The sequence below is a fragment of the Micromonospora sp. NPDC047753 genome (assembly GCF_040642735.1).
In the GTDB taxonomy this organism is placed as follows: domain Bacteria; phylum Actinomycetota; class Actinomycetes; order Mycobacteriales; family Micromonosporaceae; genus Micromonospora.
In genome coordinates, this window is record NZ_JBEYSL010000027.1 from 1 (window position 1) to 26,787 (window position 26,787).

At 71.8% G+C, this 26,787-nt stretch carries 21 protein-coding genes and 1 riboswitch; of the genes, 14 read left to right on the forward strand and 7 right to left on the reverse strand.

Annotated features, from left to right (window positions below; genetic code table 11):
- Positions 1–53: 53 nt before the first annotated feature.
- On the forward strand, positions 54–884 hold the full coding sequence (gene truA / locus ABZ749_RS04310; protein WP_357222625.1) for a tRNA pseudouridine(38-40) synthase TruA: 831 nt from the start codon (positions 54–56) through the stop codon (positions 882–884).
- 12 nt (positions 885–896) lie between these two features.
- On the opposite strand, the gene ABZ749_RS04315 is transcribed toward truA, so the two are convergent.
- Positions 897–2,006 (reverse strand): hypothetical protein, encoded by a 1,110-nt coding sequence (locus tag ABZ749_RS04315; RefSeq protein WP_357222590.1) that lies wholly within the window; start codon positions 2,004–2,006, stop codon positions 897–899.
- Positions 2,007–2,108: 102 nt separating this feature from the next.
- Between ABZ749_RS04315 and ABZ749_RS04320 the strand changes: the two genes are divergently transcribed.
- Genes ABZ749_RS04320 through ABZ749_RS04335 form a run of 4 tightly spaced genes read left to right on the forward strand, consistent with a single transcriptional unit; the run spans position 2,109 to position 6,229 of the window.
- Positions 2,109–2,714, forward strand: a complete 606-nt coding sequence (locus ABZ749_RS04320) for a methyltransferase (RefSeq protein ID WP_357222592.1) — start codon at positions 2,109–2,111, stop codon at positions 2,712–2,714.
- A gap of 41 nt (positions 2,715–2,755) precedes the next feature.
- Positions 2,756–4,435 carry an ATP-binding cassette domain-containing protein gene (locus ABZ749_RS04325; protein ID WP_357222594.1) on the forward strand — a complete coding sequence of 560 codons (1,680 nt, stop codon included), beginning with the start codon at positions 2,756–2,758 and terminating at the stop codon, positions 4,433–4,435.
- The gene (locus ABZ749_RS04330; RefSeq protein ID WP_357222596.1) at positions 4,432–5,229 is read left to right on the forward strand and encodes a nucleotidyltransferase domain-containing protein; all 798 of its coding nucleotides are present in this window, start codon (positions 4,432–4,434) and stop codon (positions 5,227–5,229) included. Before ABZ749_RS04325 ends, ABZ749_RS04330 begins: the two co-directional genes overlap by 4 nt.
- Before the next feature lie 37 nt (positions 5,230–5,266).
- On the forward strand, positions 5,267–6,229 hold the full coding sequence (locus ABZ749_RS04335; protein ID WP_357222598.1) for an aldo/keto reductase: 963 nt from the start codon (positions 5,267–5,269) through the stop codon (positions 6,227–6,229).
- A 145-nt stretch (positions 6,230–6,374) separates the two neighbouring features.
- Here the strand turns inward: ABZ749_RS04335 and ABZ749_RS04340 are convergent, their stop codons facing one another.
- Positions 6,375–6,950 (reverse strand): hypothetical protein, encoded by a 576-nt coding sequence (locus ABZ749_RS04340; RefSeq protein WP_357222600.1) that lies wholly within the window; start codon positions 6,948–6,950, stop codon positions 6,375–6,377.
- Between the two features lie 66 nt (positions 6,951–7,016).
- Positions 7,017–12,848: a ThuA domain-containing protein gene (locus tag ABZ749_RS04345; RefSeq protein ID WP_357222602.1), complete on the reverse strand. Its 5,832-nt coding sequence runs from the start codon at positions 12,846–12,848 to the stop codon at positions 7,017–7,019.
- 312 nt (positions 12,849–13,160) lie between these two features.
- A riboswitch (TPP riboswitch) is annotated at positions 13,161–13,270 on the forward strand.
- On the opposite strand from ABZ749_RS04345, the gene thiE reads away from it, so the two are divergent.
- From thiE to thiC, 7 genes are all read left to right on the forward strand, one after another.
- A complete protein-coding gene (thiE, locus tag ABZ749_RS04350) occupies positions 13,265–13,891 on the forward strand; it encodes a thiamine phosphate synthase (RefSeq protein WP_357222604.1) in 627 nt (208 codons plus the stop codon). Its footprint overlaps the riboswitch before it by 6 nt.
- Positions 13,888–15,054, forward strand: coding sequence for a glycine oxidase ThiO (gene thiO, locus ABZ749_RS04355; RefSeq protein ID WP_357222627.1), 1,167 nt, complete (start codon positions 13,888–13,890; stop codon positions 15,052–15,054). The genes thiE and thiO overlap by 4 nt, the downstream gene beginning before the upstream one ends.
- Positions 15,045–15,245, forward strand: a complete 201-nt coding sequence (gene thiS, locus ABZ749_RS04360; RefSeq protein WP_357222606.1) for a sulfur carrier protein ThiS — start codon at positions 15,045–15,047, stop codon at positions 15,243–15,245. The genes thiO and thiS overlap by 10 nt, the downstream gene beginning before the upstream one ends.
- Complete coding sequence (locus ABZ749_RS04365; RefSeq protein ID WP_355009620.1) at positions 15,242–16,021, forward strand: thiazole synthase; 780 nt, start codon at positions 15,242–15,244, stop codon at positions 16,019–16,021. The genes thiS and ABZ749_RS04365 overlap by 4 nt, the downstream gene beginning before the upstream one ends.
- A complete protein-coding gene (locus ABZ749_RS04370; RefSeq protein ID WP_357222608.1) occupies positions 16,018–16,758 on the forward strand; it encodes a thiamine phosphate synthase in 741 nt (246 codons plus the stop codon). Before ABZ749_RS04365 ends, ABZ749_RS04370 begins: the two co-directional genes overlap by 4 nt.
- Entirely contained in the window at positions 16,755–17,540 is a 786-nt protein-coding gene (gene thiD, locus ABZ749_RS04375; RefSeq protein ID WP_357222611.1) for a bifunctional hydroxymethylpyrimidine kinase/phosphomethylpyrimidine kinase, read from the forward strand. Before ABZ749_RS04370 ends, thiD begins: the two co-directional genes overlap by 4 nt.
- A 17-nt stretch (positions 17,541–17,557) precedes the next feature.
- Positions 17,558–19,150: a phosphomethylpyrimidine synthase ThiC gene (thiC, locus tag ABZ749_RS04380; RefSeq protein ID WP_357222613.1), complete on the forward strand. Its 1,593-nt coding sequence runs from the start codon at positions 17,558–17,560 to the stop codon at positions 19,148–19,150.
- Positions 19,151–19,292: 142 nt separating this feature from the next.
- On the opposite strand, the gene ABZ749_RS04385 is transcribed toward thiC, so the two are convergent.
- The 4 genes from ABZ749_RS04385 to ABZ749_RS04400 all read right to left on the reverse strand — a co-directional run bounded on the left by ABZ749_RS04385 (position 19,293) and on the right by ABZ749_RS04400 (position 24,379).
- Positions 19,293–22,259 carry a hypothetical protein gene (locus tag ABZ749_RS04385; protein WP_357222615.1) on the reverse strand — a complete coding sequence of 989 codons (2,967 nt, stop codon included), beginning with the start codon at positions 22,257–22,259 and terminating at the stop codon, positions 19,293–19,295.
- Between the two features lie 76 nt (positions 22,260–22,335).
- Positions 22,336–22,644, reverse strand: coding sequence for a cupin (locus tag ABZ749_RS04390; RefSeq protein ID WP_357222617.1), 309 nt, complete (start codon positions 22,642–22,644; stop codon positions 22,336–22,338).
- Positions 22,641–23,591 (reverse strand): LLM class F420-dependent oxidoreductase, encoded by a 951-nt coding sequence (locus tag ABZ749_RS04395; RefSeq protein WP_357222619.1) that lies wholly within the window; start codon positions 23,589–23,591, stop codon positions 22,641–22,643. The genes ABZ749_RS04390 and ABZ749_RS04395 overlap by 4 nt, the downstream gene beginning before the upstream one ends.
- Before the next feature lie 2 nt (positions 23,592–23,593).
- Positions 23,594–24,379 carry an ABC transporter ATP-binding protein gene (locus ABZ749_RS04400; RefSeq protein WP_355009627.1) on the reverse strand — a complete coding sequence of 262 codons (786 nt, stop codon included), beginning with the start codon at positions 24,377–24,379 and terminating at the stop codon, positions 23,594–23,596.
- A 270-nt stretch (positions 24,380–24,649) separates the two neighbouring features.
- Between ABZ749_RS04400 and ABZ749_RS04405 the strand changes: the two genes are divergently transcribed.
- Positions 24,650–25,681: an ABC transporter substrate-binding protein gene (locus ABZ749_RS04405; protein ID WP_357222621.1), complete on the forward strand. Its 1,032-nt coding sequence runs from the start codon at positions 24,650–24,652 to the stop codon at positions 25,679–25,681.
- Positions 25,682–25,784: 103 nt separating this feature from the next.
- The gene (locus ABZ749_RS04410; protein ID WP_357222623.1) at positions 25,785–26,642 is read left to right on the forward strand and encodes an ABC transporter permease; all 858 of its coding nucleotides are present in this window, start codon (positions 25,785–25,787) and stop codon (positions 26,640–26,642) included.
- The last annotated feature ends 145 nt before the right edge of the window (positions 26,643–26,787 follow it).

The window sequence follows — 26,787 nt, forward strand, 5'->3', positions numbered from 1 at the left end:
GGCCCGGCACCCCCATCGGGGTGCCGGGCCCGACCCGTGACAGGAGGTACGAGGTGGACGAGCGGATCCGGCTGCGGCTGGACGTCTCGTACGACGGCACCGACTTCTCCGGCTGGGCAGCCCAGCCGACCAGGCGCACCGTCGCGGGGGTGCTCGTCGAGACCCTGGACCTGGTCCTCGGCGTTGGTACCGCCATCGGGCTGACGGTGGCCGGGCGGACCGACGCGGGAGTGCACGCCACCGGTCAGGTGTGCCACGTGGACCTGCCCGTGGACGTGTGGCGCCAGCACGAGGGGCGGCTGCTGCGTCGTCTGGCCCGGCTGCTCCCCACCGACGTGCGGGTACGGGCGATGACCGAGGTGCCGGCCGACTTCGACGCCCGGTTCTCGGCCACCTTCCGGCGCTACGAGTACCGGGTCACCGACGCGCCTTTCGGCGCCGAGCCGTTGCGCCGCCACGAGGTGCTGGCCTGGCCGAAGCCGTTGGACCTGGCCGCGCTGAACGCCGCCGCCACCGGGCTGGTGGGGGAGCACGACTTCGCCGCGTACTGCCGGCGCAAGGAGCACGCCACCACACTGCGCGAGGTGACCCGGCTGGACTGGCGTCGCGACCCGGACGGGATCCTGGTCGCCACCGTGCAGGCGGACGCGTTCTGTCAGGCGATGGTGCGCAGCCTGGTGGGAGCCATGCTGGTGGCCGGGGACGGCCGCCGCCCGGTCGAGTGGCCGGGAACTCTGCTCACCCAGCGGGAGCGGTCCAGCGAGGTGACGGTGGCCCCCGCGCGCGGGCTGACCCTGGTCGCCGTCGGCTACCCGGCCGATCCGGCCGAGTACGCCCAACGGGCGACCCTCACCCGCCGGTTGCGGGTCCCGATCGAGGGCTGACCGTCCGCAGGATCAATCGCCGGGCAGATCGCCCTGGTCGGCGTTGCTGCCGGTAGGTGCCGCCGTCGGTTGAGAGGCGGTGCCACCGTCGGCCCGGCTCTGCAGCACGCCCCGGCTGAGGTGCAACTCGATCATGTCGAACAGGATCTCGCGGACCTTGGCATCTCCCGCCTTGACCGCTGTGCCGTCCTTGCGGACCACCAGCGCGTACGCCAGGTAGTGGCCTCGGACCTGCCAGCCGACGCGTGCCGGGGCGTTGGCCAGGACATCGGTGCCGTCGCCGTCGTTCGCGATCAGGCCACGGAAACGGCCCTGCCGCTCGTCGAGAAGTTGCCGGAGCCGGTCTCGGGCTCGTTCCGCGCTGACCTTGTCGGTGAGGTTGAACAGGCCGGCGGTGACCAGGTGGCTGTCGTCGGGCGTACTCAGGGTGGCCCGGACGATCTGGTTGCAGCCGAGCCGGACCAGCAGGTCGGCGACCTCGTCGGTGGCGGCGACGGCGCAACTGCCGCTGGACTGTGTCTTGAGCACCTGGTAGCTCGGCTGGCCGTCGGTGAGCTTCAGCTCCTTGCCGGGGAAGAGTTCCTTGGCGGTGAGCGGAGCCTGGTCGGTGTCCCGGGAGTCGAGGGCCAGCCGTTCCGCCGGTGGCGACGTAGGGGCGGCGTTCGGCTGGTTCGTCGGGTTGCTCTGCGGCTGCTCGCCGCGGTCGATGAGCAGCGCGGCGGCGCCGAGGCCGCAGAGGGCGAGCAGCACCAGGACGGCCGCGCCGCCGATCAGCGCCTGCCACAGTCGACCGCCGCCGCGCCGGGAGGGCGGCTCCGCCGCCGTCGCCGAGGTGTAGATCTGGCTGCGCGGCGGTGCGGGTGGGATGTCGGCGCGTGTCGGCACTGTCTGCGGCGCATCGGCGTGGGCGGCCGGCCCGAGCTGCGGCACCTCGGCACGAGGCGGTGCCGGCTGCGACGAGGGCAGCGAGAGCTGGTTCGGGCGGGGCAGCGACGGCGTGGGGAAGCGTGACGGAGAGGGCCCGGCCGGCGGGGGCGGACCGGCGCCGAGCACCGACAGGTCGGACCCGGGCTCCGGGTACTCCTCGAAAGCGTCCTCATCGGACTGGTACCGATACACCATGTCGCCCAGAGTAGGAGCCATTGTCCCTTTAGGTGGTAATTTCGGGGAAATGTACGTGTGGGCCGTGTCAGGTCCGCCCCGGACCGGTGCGAGAATTGTCGGGTGACCGGCGACCACTACTTCACCGCTCAGCCCACCAGCGACGCCCCGGCGCGCGAGGTCGAGTTCACCGTCGCCGACCGCGACTACCGGCTCACCTCGGCCGGCGGGGTGTTCTCCGCCAGCCGGCTCGACCCGGGCACCGCGGTGCTGCTGCGCAAGGCCGAGCTGCCCGCCGACGACACCACCGGTGACCTGCTCGACCTCGGCTGCGGGTTCGGGCCGATCAGCTGCGTGCTGGCCGACCTCGCGCCCAGCAGCACCATCTGGGCCGTCGACGTCAACGCCCGGGCCCGCGAACTGACCGCCGCCAACGCGGCTCGGGTCGGTGCCGCCGACCGGGTCCGGGTCAGCGCGCCGGACGACGTTCCGGACGGCGTCCGCTTCGCCCAGATCTGGTCGAATCCGCCCATCCGGATCGGCAAGGAAGGCCTGCACGACCTGTTGCTGCGCTGGCTGCCCCGACTCGCCCCGGACGGCGTCGGCTGGTTGGTCGTCGCCCGACACCTCGGCGGCGACTCGCTGCAACGCTGGCTCACCGAGCAGAGCTGGCAGGTCGAGCGGTACGCCAGCCAGAAAGGCTTCCGGGTGCTGCGCGTCACCCGGTAATTGGATGTACCCTCCGACCCTCACTGGGGCAGGATCCCGGCGTGGGATACGTGGACGTGGCAGCGGTCGGGCACATCCTGCCCGACGGTCGGGAACTCTTCGCCGACGTGTCGTTCCGGGTCGGGGAGGGCAGCAAGGTCGCCCTGGTCGGGCCGAACGGCGCGGGAAAGACGACGCTGCTGAGGATGGTCGCCGGCGACCTGCCGGTGCGCAGCGGCGTCGTCGCGCGGGCCGGCGGGCTGGGTGTGATGCGCCAGTTCATCGGCATGATCGGCGACGAGTCGACCCTCGCCGACCTGGCGTTGTCGCTGGCCCCGCCGGCGCTTCGCGACGCCGGCCGGCGGCTCGGCGAGACCGAGGCGACCATGCGGGCGACCGAGGCCCACGGCAAGTTCAGCAACGCCGCGGGCAAGGCCCAGCTGGCGTACGCCGATGCGCTCGGCGCCTGGGGCGAGGCCGGCGGGTATGACGCCGAGGTGCTCTTCGACACCGTCGCGACCATCGTGCTCGGTAAGCCGTGGGACGCCGTACGGGACCGTCCGGTGCGGACCCTCTCCGGCGGCCAGCAGAAGCGCTTCGCCCTGGAGTTGCTGCTGCGCGGCCCGGACGAGGTGCTGCTGCTCGACGAACCGGACAACTTCCTCGACGTGCCCGGCAAGCGCTGGCTGGAGGCGCGACTGCGTGAGTCGACGAAGTCGGTGCTCTACGTCTCGCACGACCGCGAGCTGCTGGCCCAGAGCGCCGACCGGGTGGTCGCCGTCGAGGGTGGCAGTGCCTGGGTGCACCCGGGCGGCTTTGCCAGCTGGTACGAGGCTCGGGTGGCTCGGCACGCCCGCCTCGACGAGCTGCGCCGGCGCTGGGACGAGGAGCACCAGAAGCTGCGCGAGCTGATGCTGATGTACAAGCAGAAGGCCGCGTACAACGACGGGTTGGCCTCGCGCTACCAGGCCGCGCAGACCCGGTTGCGCAAGTTCGAGGAGGCCGGGCCGCCGCCCGTACCGCCGAAGGACCAGGACATCCGGATGCGGCTCAGCGGCGGGCGGACCGGCAAGCGCGCGGTCGTCTGCGAGCAGCTGGAGCTCGACGGCCTGACATTCCCCTTCGACCTGGAGATCTGGTACGGCGACCGGGTGGCGGTGCTCGGTGCCAACGGCACCGGCAAGTCGCATTTCCTGCGGCTGCTGGCCCGCGGCGGCACCGACCCGGACCCGGCGAACGGCCCGGTCGACGGCGCGGGCGCGCTCGCTCCGGTGATGCACGAGGGGTCGGCCCGCCTCGGTGCCCGGGTCCGCCCCGGGCACTTCTCCCAGACTCACGACCGGCCGGAGCTGATGTCGAAGACGCTCGTCGAGATCCTCTGGCGGGGCGACGAGCACCGCACCGGGATGGACCGGCACGCGGCGATGGGTGTGCTCAGTCGCTACGAGTTGGCCGCGCAGGGCGACCAGCGCTTCGGGACACTCTCCGGCGGGCAGCAGGCCCGGTTCCTGGTGCTGCTGTTGGAGCTGTCCGGGGCGACCCTGCTGCTGCTCGACGAGCCCACCGACAACCTCGACCTGGCCAGCGCGGAAGCTCTCGAAACGGGCCTGAACGCCTTCGAGGGGACGGTGATCGCTGTCACCCACGACCGTTGGTTCACCCGCTCCTTCGACAGGTTCGTGCTGTTCCGAGGCGACAACGAGGTGGTGGAGACCCCGGAACCGGTCTGGGATGTCGGGTGATCCCCACCGACCTGCCCGACCGCCTGTGCGCCGTCGAGGGGGTGGTCGCCGTGGCGCTCGGCGGCAGCCGGGCGCGCGGCGAGCAGCGCCCGGACTCCGACTGGGACCTGGGCCTGTACTACCGGGGTGAGCTGGACCTGCCGGCGCTGCGTGCGGTGGCCGCGACGGTCGCCGACACCGCCGTCGCGCTCACCGCCCCCGGTGGTTGGGGGCAGTGGGTGGACGGGGGTGGTTGGCTGCGGATCGGCGGGGTCGCCGTGGACTGGATCTACCGGGACCTCGACCGGGTGCACAGCGCCTGGGCGGACTGCCGGGCCGGCCGGTACGAGGTCGGGGTGCAGGCCGGGCACCCGCTCGGGTTCTACTCGTCCGCCTACGTCGGCGAGGTGGCGTTGGGCCAGGTGCTGGCGGACCCGACCGGCCAGCTGACCGCGCTGAAGGAGCAGGCCCGGGACTATCCACCCGCGTTGGCCGACGCGCTCGTGGCTGGCGGCTGGGAGGCCGGGTTCCTGTTGGCCGGCGCGGCCAAGGCCGCCGCAGGCGGGGACAGCGGGTACGTCGCCGGCTGCCTGTTCCGGGCGGTCGGAGTGCTCGCCCAGGTGCTGCACGCCCGGGCTGGCCACTGGTTGATCAACGAGAAGGGGATGATCGCCGCAGCGGGCCGGCTGCCGGGGGCGCCTCCGCGTTTCGCGCAGCGGGCGCAGGCACTGCTCGGTGGCGTCGGCCGCAGTCCGGCCGAGCTGGCCGCGACCATCAACGCCGCCCGTGAGCTGGTCACCGAGGTGGTCGGCTGAGCCGCCGCCGAGGTGGCCCGCACCGAGCCGGCATAGGGTGGATCGCGTGACTGACATGACCTATCGCCGGCTGGGCGACTCCGGGCTCGTGGTGTCCGTGGTCGGCATCGGCTGCAACAACTTCGGCCGCAAGTTGGACCTCGACGGCACCCGGGCGGTGGTGGACGCGGCGCTGGACGCCGGGATCACCCTGTTCGACACCGCCGACATCTACGGCGAGCCGCAGGGCGGCTCCGAGGAACTGCTCGGGCAGGCGCTCAAGGGCCGCCGGGACGACGTGGTGGTGGCCACCAAGTTCGGCATGGACATGAACGGTCTCAACGGACCGGACTACGGCGCGCGGGGTGCGCGTCGCTACATCGCCCGCGCGGTGGAGGCGTCGCTGCGCCGGCTCGGCACCGACCACATCGACCTGTACCAGATGCACGAGCCTGACCCGGGCACCCCGATCGACGAGACCCTCGCCGCACTGGACGACCTGGTCCGTGACGGCAAGGTGCGCTACCTGGGCAACTCCAACTTCGCCGGCTGGCAGATCGCCGACGCGGACTGGGTCGCCTCGTCCAACGGCCGGTCCCGCTTCATCAGCGCGCAGAACCACTACAGCCTGGTGGAGCGGTCCGTGGAGGCCGAAGTGATCCCGGCGTGTGAGCGGTTCGGTCTCGGCATGCTGCCGTTCTTCCCGCTCGCCAACGGCCTGCTCACCGGCAAGTACAAGCGGGAGGGTCAGCCGCCGGCCGGCAGCCGGCTCTCCGGTGGTGGCCGGTACGCGGAGCGGCTCGCCGCGGCCGACTGGGACACCATCGAGGCGATCGAGGCGTACGCGGCCGAGCGGGGTCTGACGATGCTCCAGGTGGCGATCGGCGGACTGGCCGCCCAGCCGGCGGTGACCTCGGTGATCGCCGGTGCCACCACGCCCGAGCAGGTGCGTGCCAACGCCGCCGCCGGCGTCTGGGAGCCCAGCGACGACGATCTGGCGGCGCTGCGCGCCATCCTCTGACGGCGCGCGCTGTCGCTGATCCACCCGCGTTCCGTGAAATCGGGGCATCTGCGGTCTGCGGAAGCCCCGACTTCACGGAAGCCGCGACGATGACAGGGCCGGGCCGCTCGTCGCGGCCCGGCCCTGTCATGCACTGCTGCTTCGGTCAGGTGGTGCGTCGGCGGCCGAACAGCATGGCCACCCCCATCGCGACGGCGACGAGCACGAGACCGGCCGCCGCGAGCGGCCACCAGGCGGCGCTGCCGGCGTCGTCCGTCGGCGTGGTCACCGCGACCGGCGCGGGCGCCGGCGGCGACTGCGCCGTCTTAGCCTGCACCGTGGCGGTGGCCTTGCCCGCCAGGGGAGCGGGGGAGTTCACCGACACCTTCCACGTGCCGGTGGAGAGCACCGGGCCGCTGCTGTAGAAACCCTGCCCCTCGGGCTGCGGTTCGAGCTGCACCGGCCCGACCCGCTGCCCGTCCGGACCGGTGGCGGTGAGGACCAGCCGCACCACCTGCTCCAGCCGGCGGCCATCGGCGTAGGTGGCCTGGATGGTGACGCCCTGAGCCCCGTCGCCGGCCACAGTGAGTTTGAGCTTGTCGGCCTGCGCCGCCGGAGCGGCCTGGGCGCCATGCGCCGCCGGAGCGGCCTGGGCTGCCTGCGCCGCCGGGGCGGCGGACAGGGTCAGGGCCAGCCCGACGAACACGGCGGCCAACGCCTTGCGGATACCGGTCACGGACATCTCCGTTCCTCCCGATGAGGGAGGCCCCTCCCCGACGCCGCAGCGCCGGGGAGGGGCCTCGTCGGATCAGAGCTGGCGACCGGGTGCCAGCCGGGTGGCATCGCCACCAAGCCGTCCGGTGCCCTTGACCGAGTCACCGTCGTTCGCCTTGACCCCGGCCTTGCTGGCCGCGCCGCCGAGCCGAACGATCATGGCATCGGCGTCCCGGATCAGGACGTCCCGGACCTCCGCCTCGCCCACCAGCGCGGTGTCGGAGGCGAGCGTCCGGAACGCGGTCAGCTGCCGGACAGCCGCCTTGTCGTCGCCGGCCGCCTCGGACGCACGGACAGCGTCGAGCTTGTTCGACAGCTGCTTGTGCGCCTTGGTCGAGAGCCGCCCCGTCGCCTTGAACCGGTCCAGCAGACTCTGCATGTCCCGGAACGAGGTGGTGACGAAGAACCGGACCGTCGAGGTGGTCTTGTTGCCCGCCTTGTCGGTCGCGGTCACGGTCAGCTCGTGCAGGCCGAGCGACAGGTCGTACATGGCCTGCAGGGTGCCACTGGTGTACGCCTGGCCGTCGAGCTGACCGACCACGCTCGCGATGCCCGAGCTCGGGTCAACGGCCTGCCAGGCCACCCGGACGTCCTGGCTGTCGCCGTAGAGCTGGCCGTCGGCCAGCCCGGACACCAGCAGCGTCGGCTTGGTGCCGTCGATGCGCAGCACCGCCGACTTCAGCGTCTCGACGTTGCCCGCCTTGTCCGCCGAGCGGAACAGCAGCTCGTGCTGCCCGTCGCCGGTCACCTCGATCGGCGTCGAGTACGGCGCCCACGCACCACCGTCGAGCGACCACTCCACCGTCTTGACGCCGGAACCGGCGTCGGTGGCGGCCAGCACGACCGGGATGGTCCCGTTGTGCCAACCGGCGTCGTTCGCCGGAGCGAACGTCGCCGAGGTCACCGGCGCGGTGGCGTCGATCTTGACCGAGACGGTCTTGGTCGCCTCCACGTTGCCGGCCTTGTCCGTCGAGCGGAATCGGAGCTCGTGCTCGCCGTCCCCGCTGACCGCCACCTGAGCGGTGTACGCCGTCCAGGTGGTGGCCCCGTCCAGCTGGTACTCCGTACCGGCGAGCCCGCTACCGCCGGCCTCGTCGGCACCGGTGAGCGTGATCGTCACCGGCCCGGTGTGCCACCCGTCGGTCGGGGTGCCGGAAACCGCCGCAGTGGTCACCGGTGCCGTCTCGTCGGCCACCTCCGTGCTGAGCCGGAAGTAGTCGAACGAGGCGGTCTTCGACGCCGTCTGGTTGGCGCCGAGGGTGAACAACCCGACCTTCGGGGTGGCACCCACCGCGCTGTTGGTCAGCGCCTCCAACGGGGTCCAGGTCGTCCCGTCGGCCGAGTACGACGCGGTGAACGTGTCGCCCGTGCGGGCCAGCCGCAGGTGCCACACCGCCGAGGTCAGGTTGCCCGCCTCGGGCTGCGGGTTCTGGACCACCCCGGCGATCTCGCTGCGGAACTCGATCCGCCGCGTCACCGCCTGGCCGGCCTGGTTGTCCGCGATGAAGTCGAGCTTCAGGTAGTTGTCGTCGTCCGCCTGCACGAGCAGACCCGCCTGCTGGTACTGCTCGTTCAGCAGGCTGCCGTCGACCTTCGTCTCCAGGGTCCAGTCGCCGGACGGCGCGGTCTGGAGGATGAAGTTCTTCGGCCCGGTGTTGTCGGTGCCGTAGATGTCACCGTTGGGCACGTCGATCCGCAACGCGCCATCGGTGACCCGGTAACCGCTCGGGTCCTCCCGCGTGATTGCGTCCCACCGGCACTTGTCGAGCGTGCTGCCGGTGAACTCGTCCGACGGGTCGACCGGGCCGGCCGGAGCGTCCGGCGTGACCTGGAACGAGTCGAACGCGGCGTCGACAACGGGGGCTTCGGTGCCACCGTTGAGCGCGAAGACCCCGATCCGCGGGTTGGTGATGCCCTCGAGCGCGGCCGAACGGCCGACCGGGGTGAACGTCTGACCGTCGCCCGAGGCGGACGCGGTCAGGTTCGTCCCGTCGCTGGTGATCCGCAGGTACACGGTGTCACCGGCAGGTGCGTTGGTGGCGTCGGCGGCCTCGTTGCGAGGAGTGGCAGCCGTCTCCCGGATGAACTCCACCCGACGGCTGCCGTTGTACAGCAGGTCCACCTTGGCGTAGTTGTCGTCGTCGCCGTACACCAGCAGACCTGCCTGCTGGTAGTTGGCCGTCACCGGCAGGGTGACCTTGGTGGTCATCTCCCACGCGCCGGTCGGGGCCGCCTGGAGCACCAGGTTCGTGGCGTCGTTGCGAGCGCCGTAGAGGTCACCAACGCCAGTGGGCAGCCGGAGCGCGCCGCCACTGAGCGAGTAGAGCTGGTTCTCCCGGATCACGCTGGTCCAGCGGGCCTTGTCGAGGCTGTTGCCGTTGAAGTCGTCCGAACGCGCCCCGAAGCAGGACGTGTCCGGAGCGTCCACCCGCACCGGCACCGTGGCGTACGACTTGGCGCCCTTGCTGTCGGTCACCGTGAGGGTGGCCGTGAAGGTGCCCGCGGTGGTGTAGGTGTGGCTGGCGTCCAGGGTGGTCGCCGTGCCTCCGTCACCGAAGTCCCAGGCGTACGTCAGCGGGGTGTCGCCCTCGGCGTCGGTGGCCGTGCCGTCGAAGGCGACGGTGACCGGTGCGGTGCCGGTGCCCGGGGTGGCCGTGGCGCTGACCACCGGCGGCCCGTTCTCGGTGACACCGCGGCCGACGAAGTCCATCCAGTTGACGTTGAACAGCGAACCACTTCCGCCGTTCGGATCGCGCGCCAGGAAGTACAGCGACCCGCTCGCGGCACCGGTGACCGGCGCGCTCACGTCCGTGTACGTCTGCCACGCCCCGGTCGACGGTACGACGGCCGTGGCGACCACCGGTCCGTCGACAGCACCGGCGCGCACCTCGATCCGACCGCCAGCGGCGGCGGAGGCGGCCCGGAATCGGATCTCGGTGATGTTGGTCAGGTTCGCCGGGGCGACCGACCACCAGTCACCGTCCTCGATGAAGGCGATGCTCTGACCGCCACCGGCGGTGTCGGCGCCGGCCTCGCGCTGCACGCCGGGGTCTCCACCGCCGGTGCTCACCGGGGCGCGCCCGGTGGCGGTGAAGTACTCGGCCTGCTTCTGCTTCGGCTGCAGGACCTCGATCTGCCGGCCGGTCAGAGCACCGGAGCCCCCGGCACCACCCTCGTCGGTGTAGGTGGCCTCGAAGACCGCGAAGACGTTCGCCTCGGCGCCGTGCCCGGAGGCGAGCGACGTCTGGACGGTGCCGGTGCAGCCGGTGTGCTGCTCCAGCGGGTGGGCGTGCTCGTCGTGACCGAGCAGCACCTGCAGCCCGACCCGGGCGCAGTCAATCTCCCCGTCCTCGGGGTCGGTCACCTTGATGGTGTACCGGACCTGGTCACCCCAGTTGAAGAAGCCACCGTCCGGCGGGAACTCGATGGTGACCGTCGGCGCGGTGTTGCCGACCGTCACCGGCACGTTGGCCACCGCGGTACGACCCTTGGGGTTGGTGACGGTGAGCTGGGCGGTGTAGTTGCCCGCCGTGGCGTACGTGTGGGTCGGGTTGGCCTCGGTCGAGGTCTGCCCGTCGCCGAACGTCCAGGCGTAGGTGAGCGTGCCACCGTCCGGGTCCCGGGAGCCGGCGCTGGAGAACGTGACGGCCAACGGCGCCGGACCCGAGGTCGGGTTGGCGGACGCCGCCGCGATGGGCGCACGGTCACCGGCGGTGTAGTCGATCCGGTAGACGCCGGAGTTGTCGTTGTTGCCACCGAAGCCGCTGCCCCACTCGATCAGGTACAGCGCGCCGTCCGGGCCGAACTCGAAGTCCATCGGCCGGATCATGCTCATGCCGGTGAGCAACTGGTTGATGTCCACCAACGACTTGCCGTCGGGGGTCACCTGCATGGTGTACATCTTGTTCTGGTTCCACTCGCCGAGCAGAGCCTTGCCGTCGTAGTACGCCGGCCACTTGCGGTTCGAGTTCAGGTCGGCGTCGTAACGGTAGACCGGGCCACCCATCGGGGCGCCGCCGCCGCCGATCTCCGGGTAGCGCGCGTCACCGGCGTACCCGTAGTCGACGGTCGCCGGGACCACCGGCGGGAGGTTGGTCAGGCCGGTGTTGTTCGGCGAGTTGTTGACCGGTGCGGCGCAGTCGAACTTCGGGCCGCTCGGACCGGACGGGAACGTGTAGTCGTTGTACGCCTCGTTCGTGCCCGTGCAGTACGGCCAGCCGTAGTTGCCCGGGGTGACGATGTTCCACTCGACCAGACCGCGGGGGCCACGGTTCGGGTTGTCGGTGTTGGCGTCCGGCCCGTAGTCGCCGACGTACAGCGTGTTGGTCTTCGGGTCGGTGCCGATCCGGAACGGGTTGCGGAAGCCCATCGCGTAGATCTCGGGACGGGTCTTCTCGGTGCCCGCCGGGAAGAGGTTGCCCGTCGGGACCGTGTACGTGCCGTCGTCCTCCGGGTGGATCCGGATCACCTTGCCGCGCAGGTCGTTGGTGTTCGCGGAGGTGCGCTGCGCGTCGTAGTCCTGGCGGCCCGCCCGCTCGTCGAGCGGCGAGTACGAGTTCGACTCGAACGGGTTGGTGTTGTCACCGGTGGCCAGGTAGAGGTTGCCGTCGCCGTCGAAGGTCATGCTGCCGCCGGCGTGGCAGCAGGTGTTGCGCTGGGTGTCGACCCGGAGCACCTGCTTCTCGCTGGCCAGGCTGATGGTGTCGCCGGTGACCGTGAAGCGGGACAGCAGGTTGCGGGTGACCCCGTCGTTCGGGGCGTAGTACAGGTACACCCAGTTGTTAGTGGCGAAGTCCGGGTCGAGCCGGATGCCGATGAGGCCGTCCTCGTTGCCGGTGAAGACGTCCAGGTCGACGGCGGTGACGGTGTTGCCGGTGTCCGGCTTCACGATCTGCACGCGACCGTCACGCTCGATGTAGAAGACCCGCCCGTCGGGGGCGATGTCCAGCTCCATCGGGTTGCTGGTGTTGCTGTCCAGCGTGACCTTCTCGAAGTTCGAGGTCTTCGAGGCGCCGCAGTCGGCGTTCTCGACGCCGGCCGCGGTGCGGATGCCGCCGAGCAGGTGGGACAGGAACTCGGGCTCGGCGTACGACTCCCGGGTGTGCCCCAAACCGGTGTACCAGGAGCGGCCACCGTCGTAGTCCTGACACCAGGCGACCGGGTGGTCCGCACCCATCGCACCGGCGCCGGGGGTGTAGCTCTTCTCGTCCAGGCTGGCCAGCACGTGCACGTCCGGCCGGGGGTTGCTCTGGTAGTTGTACCACTCGTCGAACCGGGACCACCGGTCCGGCAACCCGGCCGTGGACGGGTGGGCGTGGTCCTCCACCTTGACGGTGGCCGTCTGGTTCTGCGGGTGGTTGGCGAAGTACGCGCCGACCAGGTCGCCGTACCAGGCCCAGCTGTACTCGGTGTCCGACGCGGCGTGGATGCCGACGTAGCCGCCGCCGGCCTTCACGTAGCGCTCGAACGCCGCCTGCTGGTCGGCGTTGAGCACGTCACCGGTGGTGGAGAGCCAGATCACCGCCTTGTACTTCGCCAGGTTGGCGTCGTTGAATGCTGCGCCGTCCTCGGAGTTGTCCACTGTGAATCCGTTGGCGGCGCCGAGCTGCTGGATGGCGGCGATGCCGGTGGGGATCGAGTCGTGCCGGAAGCCGGCGGTCTTGGAGAAGATCAGGACGGAGAAGGGATCGGCCGCGGCCTTTGGCGCCTTCGGCACCACCTGGCTGACCGGGGCTGCGGCTTTCGCATCCCGTGGGGGAACCTGGGCGGCCGCCTGCGCGGGCGCGCCGAACAGGGTGGTCGAGGCCATGGCCAGGGAGATCAGGGTTGCGGTGATTGGTACGCGGGCACGACGAGAACGGGACACGCCGCCTCCTGTGTCGTAGTGACAGAGCTCGCGGGAGTCGGCTCGCCGAAGGCCGTCCCTGATGGAGCCGGTGGTCACACCGTGCCAAGGTGCCCCCACCGACATTTTGTCGAATCGCTGAACAAATTAATTCGGCTGGCTCGATGTCGGGCAAGATGCGGACGGGTAACGGTTCTGCAACGGGGGGCGACATTCCGAACAGGACCGTATGAAGTGCCCCATTGGATCTCACTCGTTTTGACGCGCCGGCCCGGCCGGCCACCGCCGACCCCGCGCCTTGGCAGGCCGACGGATCTGTCGTACGGTGACACGCAAGTAACCCACGGGAGCCCGGTGTACCGGGCTGAGAGGGGGGCTGACAGCCCCCGACCGTCGAACCTGATCCGGATAATGCCGGCGCAGGGAGGAGCGTTGCCGTGCCGTCCCTGGGGCGATTGCATCTCATCACCGACACCCGACCCGGTCGCGACCCACTCGCCGTGGTCCGCGCCGCCCTCACCGTGGCCCATGCCGACCTGGTGGTGCAGGTGCGGGTCGAGGATTCCGCCACCGACCGCGAGGCGTACGAGCTGACCGGGCGGGTGTTGGCGCTCTGCGCGCCGTACCGGGCGACCTGCCTGGTCAACGACCGGTTGCACGTGGCGCTGGCGTTCGGCGCGGCAGGTGGGCACGTCGGCGCCGACGACCTGCCGGTCGCCGCCGCCCGCCGGGTGCTCGGCCCCACCGGTGTGCTGGGCGCCACCGCTCGCGCACCGGGCCCGGCGGCCGAGGCCGTCGCGGCGGGCGCCAGTTACCTGGGCGTCGGTCCGTGTCACGCCACCAGCACCAAGACCGGCCTGCCGGACCCCATCGGGCCCGCCGGAGTACGCGCCGTCGTCGACGCCGTCGACGTTCCGGTCATCGCGATCGGCGGAGTGACCGCGGCCCGGGTGCCGGCCCTGCGGGCCGCCGGGGCGTACGGGGTGGCGGTGGTCGGCGCCGTTTCCTCCGCCGCCGACCCGGCACGGGCAACCGCCGAGCTGATCGAGGCCCTGACGTGCTGACCGGCCGGTCCCCGTCACCGCCGTCGAGCGACCGGGTCCGGCCGGACGTGGCAGTGGTGGGGGCGGGGCCGATCGGGCTGGCCATCGCCTGGCGTTGCGCCGCTCGCGGGCTGCGGGTGGTGGTGCACGACCCGGTGCCCGGTTCGGGGGCGTCGGCGGTGGCCGCCGGCATGCTCTCCCCGGTCGCCGAGGCGTACTTCGGTGAGCGGCAGCTGACCGGGTTGCTCTTGGCATCCGCTGCCCGCTGGCCGGGGTTCGCCGCCGAGTTGACCGAGACGACCGGGGTCGAGATCGGCTATCGGACCGAGGGCACCCTGATGGTCGGGCTCACCGGCGACGACCTGGCCGAGGCGCGCCGGCTGTGGGCGTACCAGCAGGGGTTGGGCCTGCCCGTGACGCCGCTGCGCCCCAGCGAGCTGCGCGACAGTGAACCGGCGCTCGCCCCACGGGTGCGCGGTGGCGCGCTCGCGCCCACCGACCATCAGGTCGACCCCCGGCTGCTGGTGCCGGCGCTGCGCACGGCCGCGCAGCGGGCCGGCGCGGTGCTCGTGCCGCAGCAGGTCCGGGAACTGTCCGATGTGGACGCGACGGTCACCGTTGTCGCCGCCGGCTGCGGGGCCACAGCGCTCACCGGCCTGCCCGTGCGGCCGGTGAAGGGTCAGATCCTCCGGCTCCGCGCGCCCGACGGCGTCGCGCCGGGCTTCCGGCACGTGATCCGGGGGTACGCCGACGGCGAGCACGTCTACCTGGTGCCCCGCGCCGACGGCGAGGTGGTGCTCGGCGCGACGGTCGAGGAGCGCTCGGACACCACTGTCACCGCCGGTGCTGTGCAACGGCTGCTGCGCGCCGGGGTCGACCTGCTGCCCGAGCTGGCCGAGTACGACATGGTCGAGGCGGTCGCCGGGCTGCGCCCGGGCACCCCGGACAACGCGCCGATCCTCGGGCCGCTGCCCGACCGACCGGACGTCCTGGTCGCCACCGGGCACCACCGGCACGGCATCGTGCTCACCCCGATCACCGCTGACCTGATCGCCGACCTGGTCCTGGGCGGCGTACCCGACCCGATGCTCGCGCCCTTCCGGGCCGACCGCTTCTTCGGCGGTGCCACGGTGGCCGCGTCCTGCCGACCTGAACCGAGTGTGGAGGGGGACCTGTGGAGTTGACAGTGAACGGGGCCGGGCGCAGCGTCGCCGCCGGCGCGTCAGTGGCGGATCTGGTCCGCGACATCGTGGCGCACCCACGTGGGGTGGCGGTCGCGGTCAACGGCGAGGTGGTGCCCCGGACCGGCTGGCCGGCCCGGCCACTGCGCGACGGTGACCGGGTCGAGGTGCTCACCGCGGCGCAGGGCGGGTGAGCGGCGTGCCGTTCGAGCTGGGTGGGGAGACCTTCACCTCACGGCTGATCCTCGGCACCGGCGGTGCCGCGAACCTGTACGTCCTGGAGCAGGCGATCCGGGCGTCCGGCACCGAGCTGGTCACAGTGGCGCTGCGCCGGGTGGGCACGGCACCGGGCTCCACGGGTGGGCTGCTGGAGCTGCTGGACCGGTGCGGCGTACGCCTGCTGCCGAACACCGCCGGCTGCCACACCGCGACCGAGGCGGTGAAGGTGGCCCGGTTGGCCCGGGACGCGTTCGACACCGACTGGGTCAAGCTGGAGGTGATCGGCGACGAGCGGACGCTCCTGCCCGACGGGGTGGAGCTGCTCCGCGCCGCCGAGGAGTTGGTCGCCGACGGTTTCACAGTGCTGCCGTACACCAGCGACGACCCGGTGCTCGCCCGCCGCCTCGCCGACGTGGGCTGCGCCGCGGTGATGCCGGCCGGCTCCCCGATCGGCTCGGGGCTCGGCATCGGCAACCCGCACCACATTCGACTCATCCGGCAGGGTGTGGACGTGCCGGTGATCCTCGACGCCGGCATCGGCACCGCGTCCGACGCGGCGCTGGCAATGGAGCTGGGCTGTGACGGGGTGCTGCTGGCCAGCGCTGTCACCCGGGCGGCCGACCCGGTGGCAATGGCCACCGCGATGCGGTACGCCGTCGAGGCGGGCCGACTGGCGGCCCAGGCCGGCCGGATCGAGCGCCGCTTCCACGCGCTCGCCTCCACCCCCGACGAGGGAAGACCCGAGCTGTGACACCGCCGTCCGGGGTTGTCGTGTTGACCGATCGGCGCGTCGCGCGGGAGGGGCTCGACCGGGTCCTGGCGGGAGCCGTGGCCGGGGGAGTGCGCTGGGTGGTGCTGCGGGAGAAGGATCTGCCCCGCGCCGAACGCGCCGCTCTCGCCGCCGACCTGCGCGCGATCCTCGCCGACGTCGGCGGAACCCTCGTCGTGGCCGGCCCCGACCCGCTCGGCGGCGACGCCGTGCACCTGCCCGCCGCCGGCCCGTACCCGCCCCCGAAACACGGCCTGGTCGGCCGCTCCTGCCACCACCAACCCGAGCTGGACCGCCTGACCACCGAGCACTACGCCACCATCTCCCCGGTCTGGCCCACGAAGACAAAACCGGGTTACGGCCCACCCCTGGATGTTGCGGGGCTGGGCAGCCTGGTCCGCGCCAGCCCGGTGCCCCTGCTCGCCCTCGGCGGAGTCGAGACACCAGAACAGGTGACCGCCTGCGTCGAGGCGGGAGCCGTCGGAGTAGCAGTGCTGGGCGCACTGATGCGAGCCAAAGACCCCGCCGAAACAGCCGCCATCCTGACCAGCGCCTATGCCAAGGCGGTCACCCCCAAGCTGAGCCAAACCCGGCGCGGGGTCACCCAGATCCCCACGTCGGGGCTGCGGCCGACAGTGCCCACGCAGGGATCAAGCCTGACCGCCCGGAGTGGGCACTGTCGGCCGCAGCCCGAAACCGCAACCAAAGAGGGCAAATGACCCCGCCAACACTGCTCACCATCGCCGGCTCGGACTCCGGCGGCGGCGCCGGCATCCAGGCCGATCTCAAGGTCTTCGCCGCGCTGGGCGCGTACGGCACCAGCGTCCTCACGGCGGTCACCGCGCAGAACACCCGGGGTGTCGACGCGGTGCTGCCGCTGCCCCCGCGCACCGTCGCCGAACAGTTGGACAGCGTGCTCACCGATTTCACAGTCTGTGCCGTGAAGACGGGGATGCTCGGCACCCCGGCGATCGCGGACGTGGTGGCCGAGGCCGCCCGGGACGACCGGCTGCCCCACCTCGTCGTCGACCCGGTGCTGGTCGCCACGAGCGGTCACCGGCTCGGCGTGGTGGGCGCGGTGGAGCGGCTGCTGCCGTACGCCACTGTGGCGACCCCGAACTGCGCGGAGGCCGCGGCGATCACCGGACGTCCGGTGGACGACGTGGCCGCGATGGTCGCGGCCGCCGAGGCCCTGGTGGCCGGCGGCCCGGAGTACGTGGTGGTCACCGGCGGTGACCTGGACGGGGGCGAGGCGGTCGACGTGCTGCACGGCGGCGGCGTCACCACAGTGTTGCGCGCACCCCGGGTGACCACCCGGCACACCCACGGCACCGGGTGCTCGTTCTCGGCGGCGATCGCGGTGCGGCTCGGTCTCGGCGACCCGGTGCCGGCCGCCGTGGGGGCCGCCAAGGAGTACGTGCTCCGTGCGCTGACCGGCGCGCGGGGTTGGGAGCTGGGCGCGGGGCGCGGGCCGCTGAACCACTTCGGCTGGCCCGCTTGATCACCAGGGAGGCTGTCATGCACGCACGAGGCAAGGTGTACGTCGAGGGTTCACGGCCGGATGTCCGGGTGCCGTTCGCGGAGGTGGGGCTGACCGGTGACCTGCCGCCGGTGCGGCTCTACGACACGTCCGGCCCGGGGTCGGACCCGTTGGTGGGGTTGCCCGCGCTGCGCGGTCGGTGGATCGCCGAGCGGGGTGACGTGGCGCCCGTACGGGGTGCGGGTACCCCGCTGGCCGGGGTGGGCAATCGCCGGCCCACCCAATTGGCGTACGCGCGGGCCGGTGTGGTGACGCCGGAGATGGAGTTCGTGGCGATCCGGGAGAACGTCGAACCGGAACTCGTGCGGGCCGAGATCGCCGCCGGTCGGGCGGTGCTCCCGCTCAACGTCAACCACCCGGAGTGCGAGCCGGCGATCATCGGTAAGGCGTTCCTGGTCAAGGTGAACGCCAACATCGGCACCTCGGCGGTCAGCTCGTCGGTCGCCGAGGAGGTGGAGAAGCTGACCTGGGCCACCCGCTGGGGCGCGGACACCGTGATGGACCTGTCCACGGGTAAGCGGATCCACGAGACCCGGGAGGCGATCGTGCGGAACTCGCCGGTGCCGATCGGGACGGTGCCGATCTACCAGGCGTTGGAGAAGGTCGGCGGCGACCCGGTGAAGTTGAGCTGGGAGGTGTTCCGGGAGACCGTGATCGAGCAGGCCGAGCAGGGCGTGGACTACATGACTGTGCACGCCGGGGTGCTCCTGCCGTACGTGCCGCTGGCCGTGGACCGGGTGACCGGGATCGTCTCCCGGGGCGGTTCGATCATGGCGGCGTGGTGCCTGGCGCACCACGAGGAGAACTTCCTCTACACCAACTTCGAGGAGCTGTGCGCGCTGCTCGCGCGTTACGACGTGACGTTCTCCCTCGGCGACGGGCTGCGCCCCGGGTCGATCGCCGACGCCAACGACGAGGCGCAGTTCGCCGAGCTGCGCACCCTCGGTGAGCTGACGAAGATCGCCTGGGCGTACGACGTCCAGGTGATGATCGAGGGCCCCGGGCACGTACCGATGCACAAGATCAAGGAGAACGTGGACCTTCAGCAGGAGTGGTGCCACGAGGCGCCCTTCTACACGCTCGGTCCGCTGACCACCGACATCGCGCCCGCGTACGACCACATCACCTCGGCGATCGGCGCCGCGATGATCGGCATGTTCGGCACCGCGATGCTCTGCTACGTCACGCCGAAGGAGCACCTCGGCCTGCCGGACCGCGACGACGTGAAGGCGGGCGTGATCGCGTACAAGATCGCGGCACACGCGGCGGACCTGGCCAAGGGGCACCCGGGCGCGCAGGCCTGGGACGACGCCCTGTCGAAGGCGCGGTTCGAGTTCCGTTGGGAGGATCAGTTCAACCTCTCGCTGGATCCGGAGACCGCACGCTCGTACCACGACGCGACCCTGCCGGCGGAGCCGGCGAAGACCGCACACTTCTGCTCGATGTGTGGCCCGAAGTTCTGCTCCATGAAGATCACCCAAGAGCTCAAGGAGTACGCGGCGCGCGGCATGAAGGACAAGTCGGAGGAGTTCGTCTCCGGCGGGAGCCGGGTCTACCTGCCGCTCGCCTGACCTCCCTGCGGGCGTAGGCCGTCCCTGTGTTGCGAGGCGACGCAGGGACGGCCCGCGTGGCCGGTGTCGGCCTGCGCGGCCCGGCGCGTGGCGATGTCGCGGGGTCGGTCAGACGACCGGTCGGTGCGTCCGCGCGGTGGAGTCAGTCGCGGTGGTGTCGACCGGTGGAGCGCAACGACCGGCGGCTGTTCTCCTGCTCGGGCTCGTTGTCCGACACCGGCTTGCTCAGACCGGCGACCCAGTCGACGAATTCCTCGTCCTGGGATGCCAGCGGCTCCGCTTCATCCGACGTCTTCGGGCTCTCCTCGTCGGCGCGGGAGCGGTTGCGGCGGAACAGCCCACCGAGCCGCCCTCGTCGGGAGGGCTGCTCTGCCACCTTCGGTTGCGTCGGTTCTGCCGACGTGGTGTCGGTAGGCGACAGATCGCCGGTGGCGGTGGCGGCACGGGCGGGCGCGCCCTCTGGCCGGCCCGGGTGTTCGGCCGGAGCGGTCTCGCCGGCTTCCGTTGGCGCTGTCCGTGCCGTCGAGCTGTCCTGCGATCCCGCGGACCCGCGGCGCCGAGAGGTGTCGAACGCGTTCCAGGTGCCGGCCCGGCTCAGGTCCGGCAACGGGGCCCGATGCCGGGGCCTCGGCATCGGCCCGGTCGGCGCGTCAGGACTGCTCGACCCCTCCGATGCCGTTGCCCCCGGCTCGGAGGCCTGCGGTGGCACCGTCCACGTCGAGGTGACCGGCCAGGCCGACGGCGCGGGCGTCCACCGGTCCGTGTCCGGGTCGTTGGCGGCGGTGGCCGCGAACAACCCGGCGGCCGGAACGTCCTCGGCGACGGACCGCGCGCTGTCGGTGCCACGAGCCCCGGCGATCGCGGAATCGCTGGTCGCGTCGGCCGCTGCTGCCTTGCTGTCCGTGCCGGCCTTCGGGACGCGCGGGGTGGCTTCCGCGCCAACCTGGCCGGCAGTGGTGGTCGGTGCTGGTGTCGCTCCGGTCCCGGTGGTCGGGGTCTGTGTGGCGTCGGTCGGCGTGCTGGGGGACTCCGGGTTGGCCGGCACCCGCGTCGCGCCGGTTTCGGCGGTCGTCGACGCGGCCGGTGCTCGCTTCGCGCCGGTGGCAGGTGCTCGCTTCGCGCCGGTAGCGGTGGTCCGGGCTGCTGCCGTGCCGGAGGCGGCAGTCGAGGCGACCTCGGAGGTCGAACTCGACAGCTCACCCGGGCTTTCCTGGCTGGGCGCCGGAGTGTCGGTGGCGGTGCTGTCGGCGGACCTGCCCGGCCGGGTGCCCTTCGTGGCGCGGCCGGTGGTCGTCGCGGGGGTGGTGGTCTTGCTTGCGGTTGCCGCGTCGTCGGTCGTCTCGCTGGGGGTTGCCGAACCGGCAGAGGACGTGTCGCCGGCCACGTCGGAGGCGGTGGCGTCCGGGTTGGCTTTCGGCTTGCGGCTGCGTCGCGGCTTGATCGTCGGCGGCGCCTCGGACGTGCCGTGGTCGGGCGTGCCAGCGGTGTTCGGGGCTGGCTCCGTGCCCGTCGAGGCCGTGGCGTCGGGATTGGGAGCCTCAGTGCCAGGCGATGCCGTGCTGGTCGCCTCGGTGCCGCTGCCCGTGCTGGTCGGGCCGGAACCGGGTGCGCCCGTGGCGCTCGCCGTGTCGGCGGACTTGCGGGTGGTGCGCCCACCGGTCGGCCTGCCACTGGTCGCTGTGCTGCCGCTCGGGTCCTTCGCTGTGCTGCTGGTCGGGTCCGCCGCTGTGCTGCCGCTCGGCTCGTCGACAGCCCGGCCGGCCGCCGGGGTCGCGGCGTCGGCGCGGCCGGCCGTCGTGCCGGTCGCGGTGGCGTCGGTGACGATGCTGACATCCGCGCCGGCCGAGGGCTCGGTAGTGGCCGGGACATCATCCTGACGCGGGGGCGTCTGCCCAGCGGCGGTGAACTCACCGGTCGGCGCGGTCAGCCAGGCCGCGGGCTGAGCCGGTGCGGCGGCAGCAGCCGGTGCGGCGGGAGTAGCAGTGGCGGGAGCCGGACCGTGCTGTCCGCTCGCTGTGGTCTCCGGCCAGTCCCAGTGGGCCGGGACGGTGCGTACGGCATCGGGATCGCCCGCCGCCCATGGACCCGCAACGACGCCGACGGGCTTCGTGCGGGTGGCCAGCTCCGTGTCGGTGTCCTCGGCGCTGTCCGTGTCCGGCGCGCTGTCAGTGTCGTTCGGCGCGCTGGTCAGCGCCGGGCCGGTGGACAGCGGGCGCAGGATGGCGGTGGGCTCGATCGCCTGCGGATCGGTGGTACGGGTGCCCATCGGCCAACGCAGCAGCGCGGCGGCGGCCGCGCCGAGCGCTCCGGCGAGGATCGCGATCAACGAGCCGTAGTAGGGGGCGGTCTGGTAGCGGTCCACCGCGTCGCCCGGACCGGCGGTCAGGTAGGCGAACGCCACCAGCACCGGACCGGCCACCCCTGTCGCTCCGCTGACCAGTGGAGCCTGACCCCGCGAGCGAGCCAGCCCGGCGGTCGCCGCGCCGGCCAGCAGCGCCACGATGGGCAGCAGGAGCATCGCCAGCCGCTGTGCGGCGGCGGCGTCGAGCCAACTCGGTTCCAGTACGCCGAGCCGGACGGTCGGCAGTGGGCCGGCCGTGCCGAGCGACGGTAGGACGGAGATCAGCGCCAGCAGCCAGACCGTGCCGGCCACGGCCGCCATGTTCCACCCCAGCTCGGGCCGGAACAGGACGGCGATCGCCGCGCCCGCCCCGATCACCGCACCGACCATGGCGCAGATGCCCACCGCCCAGACCGGGTCAACGGAGATCAGCTCCGCAGCGCGGGCGGGCTGCATGCAGAGCGGGGCGATGACTGTGGCACCGAGCGCTGCCGCGCCGCCGACCGCCAACTGCCGCCCGGTGCTGGCCGCCGGAGCGTCACGGCGAGCGAGGCGTCCGGTCAGGACGGCGCCGGCGACGGCTGCGTTGGCGGCGAACCAGCCCACCCAGACCAGCTGGGCCGGCCACTGGTTGACTGTCGTACCGGTGAATGCGCCGGTCAGGCGGACGATGCCGAAACCGTACGCGACGCCGAGCTGGCCGGCTCCGGCCAGCACGCTCACCCCGAGCGCCGTGAGCAGCAGTCTGCCCCAGGTCCGAAAGGCCATGTCCGGCACGTTACGCACCCGGTACACCCGATAGCCAACGGCGCGCCGCGCGGCACGCCGGTGGCCATCGGCGGGTCTACTTGAGTTCGACCAGTCGAGCCAGGTAAGTCGTATCCCCGACATTGGTCAGCATGTGCACCGCGCCAGGGTCCCGGTAGACGACACCACCGGTGGGCTCGTCGGCGTCGATCAGGGTGCCGTCGACGGTCTGTACGACGTTCTTGGCGCCCTCGATCGCCACCACCAGGTAGGGGTGGTCGTGCCGGTGCAGCGGTTGCCGCTCGCCCGGCTCGAGGCGGATGTGCCAGACCCGGACCCGGTCGTTCTCGTACACGATCTCCTGGCCCACCGGTCCGAGTTCGGTTCCGTCGATCACGTCGGTCATCGTGCTCCGTCCAGTTGGGGCAGCACCTCGGCGGCGATCAGCTCAAGGTGGTCGAGATCATCGAAGTCGATCAGGCGCAGGTGGACCCGGGTGGTACCGATCGCGGCGAACTCGCCGAGCCGCTGCGCGAGCTGCGCGGGGGAGCCGACCACCGGGTCCTCCGGTGGCAGAGCGCTCTTCTCGTGCAGAGGGGCGGCCCGACGCTGGGCCTCCGCGTCGGTCCGGCCGATGGCGACGACGATCCCGGCGGACAGCACCAACGGGGCGCGCCCGGACTCCGTCCGTCCGGTGCGCTCACACGTCTCGCGCACCCGGTCGTACGCCTCGGCGGTGGCGGCCACGGACTTGAACGGCATGTTGAACTCGTCGGCGTACCGGGCGGCCAGTTCGGGTGTGCGCTTGGGGCCACGCCCGCCCACGATGATCGGCGGGCCGGGCACCTGCACCGGCTTGGGCAGGGCGGGAGCGTCCACCAGCCGGTAGTGGTCGCCGGTGAAGCTGTAGGTCTCGCCGGGTGGGGTTCCCCACAGCCCGGTGATCACCTCAAGCTGCTCGGCCAGCCGGTCGAAACGCTCGCCGACCGCCGGGAACGGGATGCCGTACGAGGTGTGCTCGCGCTCGTACCAGCCGGCGCCGATGCCGAGGTCGACCCGGCCGCCGCTCATCTGGTCGACCTGCGCGACCATCACCGCGAGGGGGCCTGGCAGGCGGAACGTGGCCGACGTCACCAGGGTGCCGAGTCGGATCCGCTCGGTTTCCCGGGCCAGCGCGGCGAGGGTCAGCCAGGCGTCGGTGGGGCCGGGCAGGCCCGGGTCGGCGCCCATCGACTGGTAGTGGTCGGCGCGGAGGAAACCTTCGTAGCCGCAGGCCTCGACCAGCCGGGCGAACCGGAGCTGGGTGTCGTAGCTGGCGCCACGGTTCGGCTCGGTGAAGACCGACACCCGCATGGTCAGTGTCCTTCCGCGCCGGCGGTGGCCGGCTGTTCGCGTTCCATCAGCAGTTCGTGCAGGTCGGCGCTGACCTGGGCGACGTCGGCCAGGTGGGCGTTGCGGCCCAGGGTGCGGGGCCGGGGGATGTTCACGTCGACGACCTTGCGGATCCGGCCGGGGCGCGGGCTCAGCACGACCACCCGGTCGGCGAGCAGCACCGCCTCGTCGATCGAGTGGGTGACGAAGACGATGGTCGGCTTGTTCTCCATGTGCACCCGCTGGAGTTCGCCGGAGAGTTCCTCGCGGGTGAGCGCGTCCAGTGCGGAGAACGGCTCGTCCATCAGCATCACCCGGGGCTCACCGATCAACGACCGGCACAGCGACACCCGCTGCTGCATTCCGCCGGAGAGTTCGTGCGGCAGCCGCTTCTCGAAGCCGGCCAACCCGGCCACGTCGAGCAGTTGCCGGGCCCGCTCCCGGTGCTTGGCGCGGCTCCAACCGAAGATCTCCACCGGCAGCAGGACGTTGTCCAGCACGGTGCGCCAGGGCAGCAGCGCCGGCTTCTGGAACAGCATGGCGATGTCCTGGCGGGGGCGGGCGATCGGCGTACCCGCGACGGTGATCTCACCGGCGCTCAGCGGGAGCAGCCCGGCGATCAGCCGCAGCAGTGTGGACTTGCCGCAGCCGGAGCGGCCGAGCACGGCGACGAACTCGCCCTCGGCGACGTCGAGGTTGATACCGCGCAGCGCCTCCACCCGGCCGGATCGGCCCTCGAAGGTACGGGACACCCCGGACAGTCGGATCATCTCCGGCGTACCTCCGCTGAGTGGACGGTCAGGAATCCGACAAAGGCTAGCCGCCCTCCCGAGGTATCGCACCGGCTGGGGTGGTCGTCAGGTTGTTTCCGTTCCGCAACCCGATACGCCTGGCGTCGCAACTGTGGGTTTCTCGTACGCTGTGCCCGCGAAGAGTCCCCCCACGACGGCGGTGCCCGGCTTCCACCCCTCCTGCCGGCCCGTCACGACAACCCCCTCCGGTGGCCTGCCGGCCCCGGTCGGAAAGGACATGGTGCACTGATGAGAAGGCTGACCCGTACGGTCGCTACGGCCGCGCTGGCCACCGCCCTCGCCCTTGTCTCCGCCTGCAGCAGCGGGTCGGATTCGGCCGACGATGCCAAGGGCGGCGACGGGACGACGCTGACGAAGGTGACCTACCTCACCTCGTTCGGTAACTTCGGCCGTGACTCCTACGCCTGGGTGGCGAAGGACAAGGGCTTCTTCAAGGAAGCCGGTTTCGACGTCGAGATCAAGGCCGGTCAGGGCACCGGTGGTGTGATCCAGACCGTCGTCGGCGGCCAGGCCGACTTCGGCCCGATCGACCTCACCGGCGGCCTGCTCCAGCTCGGCAACGGCCAGGCGAAGGACTTCACCGCGGTGGCCGCGATCCAGCAGCGCACCATGGCGGGCATCGCCACCGTCGAGGGCAAGAACATCAGCTCGCCGAAGGACCTGGAGGGCAAGAAGCTCGCCGACACCCCCGGCTCCGTCGTCCGCAACCTGTTCCCGACGTACGCCCGGCTCGCCGGTGTGGACGCGACCAAGGTGACCTGGGTCAACGGTGAGGCGCAGAACCTGATCGGCACGCTGGCCGCGGGCTCGGTCGACGGCATCGGTCAGTTCGTCGTCGGCCAGCCGACCATCGAGGCGGTGGCCAAGAAGAAGGCCGTCATGCTGCCGTACAGCAACGTGATGCAGGACCTCTACGGCAACGTGCTGATCACCTCCTCGAAGATCGCCAAGGAGAAGCCCGAGATGGTGAAGAAGTTCACCGCGGCGCTGCTCAAGGGCCTGGAGTACAGCCTGGCGAACTCCAAGGAGGCCGCCGACATCCTGAAGAAGAACGTCGACGCCACCAACCCGGTCTCCGCCGCCGCCGAGCTGGAGCTGATGGCCGCGTACGTCCGTTCCGGCAACACCGGCACCGCGATCGGCACCCTGGACAGCGGTCGGGTCGCCAAGAGCATCGCCATCCTGCAGGGTGCCGGCGCGCTGAAGCAGAACATCACCCCCGAGCAGATCATCGACTTCAGCCTCGCGCCGAAGGCCTGATCGTCCGGTCGTCATCAGGGGGTACGTCCCGCCGATCCCGGTGGGGCGTACCCCCGTCGCTCGTCGGCCCCCGGCGGGCCGTGGGATTTCGAGGAGGACAGAGATGACCGACGTCCGGTCAGCGGACCCGGCGGTGGCGGAACCCCCGCCCCCGAGTGCCGGCCCCGAGGTGGGGCGCGCGGGTCGAGGTGCCGGTCTGCGGGCCGGGGCCGAGGCGGTGCTGCCCGCGGTCGGCATCCTGGTCGCGCTGGCGGCATGGTGGCTGATCGCCCGGCTGGAGCTGGTTCACCCCGCCGCCCTGCCCCCACCCGGCGACGTGCTCACCGCGTTCGTCGACAAGCCGGCGCAGCTGCTGGAGCACACCTGGGACACCACGTTGGAGATCCTGACCGGGTTCGCCCTCTCGGTGGCCGCCGGTGTGCTGATCGGCCTCTCCCTGGCCAGCTCCCGCACCGTGGAGCGGATGTTCACGCCACTGCTGGTCGCTGTGAACGCGGTGCCGAAGATCACGCTGGGTCCGCTGCTGGTGGTGGCGCTCGGCTGGGGCCAGAAGCCGATCCTGACCATGGTGTTCCTGCTCTGCTTCTTCCCGATCGTGCTGTCCACCGCGACCGGGTTGACCACCACGCCGGCCGACCTGGCCGAACTGGTGCGGTCCTGGAACGCCTCCCGCTGGCAGGCGTTCCGCAAGGTTCGCTTCCCGGCCGCGTTGCCGCAGATCTTCGTCGGGCTCAAGGTGGCCATGCCACTGGCCGCGATCGGCGCGGTGATCGGTGAGTTCCAGGCCGGCGAGAGTGGCCTCGGCTACGTCATCACGCAGTACGCCGGCGTCGGCGACACCGCCACCGCCTGGGCGGCGATCATGCTGGTGGCGCTGGTGAGCATCCTGCTCTACTCGGCGCTCCTGCTGATCGAGCGGTTCGCCCTGCCCTGGGTGCGAGAAACCACAAGCAGCCGCTAACCAACAGAAGCGATCAACCACAAGAAACGCGAAGGGCCGGCCTCCCACTGGGAGGCCGGCCCGTTCCATCGAAGCCGCAGGCGAGAAGGGTGTGGCCGACCGTGCCCGGCGCAGGGATCAAGCCTGACCGCCCGGAGCCGGGCAC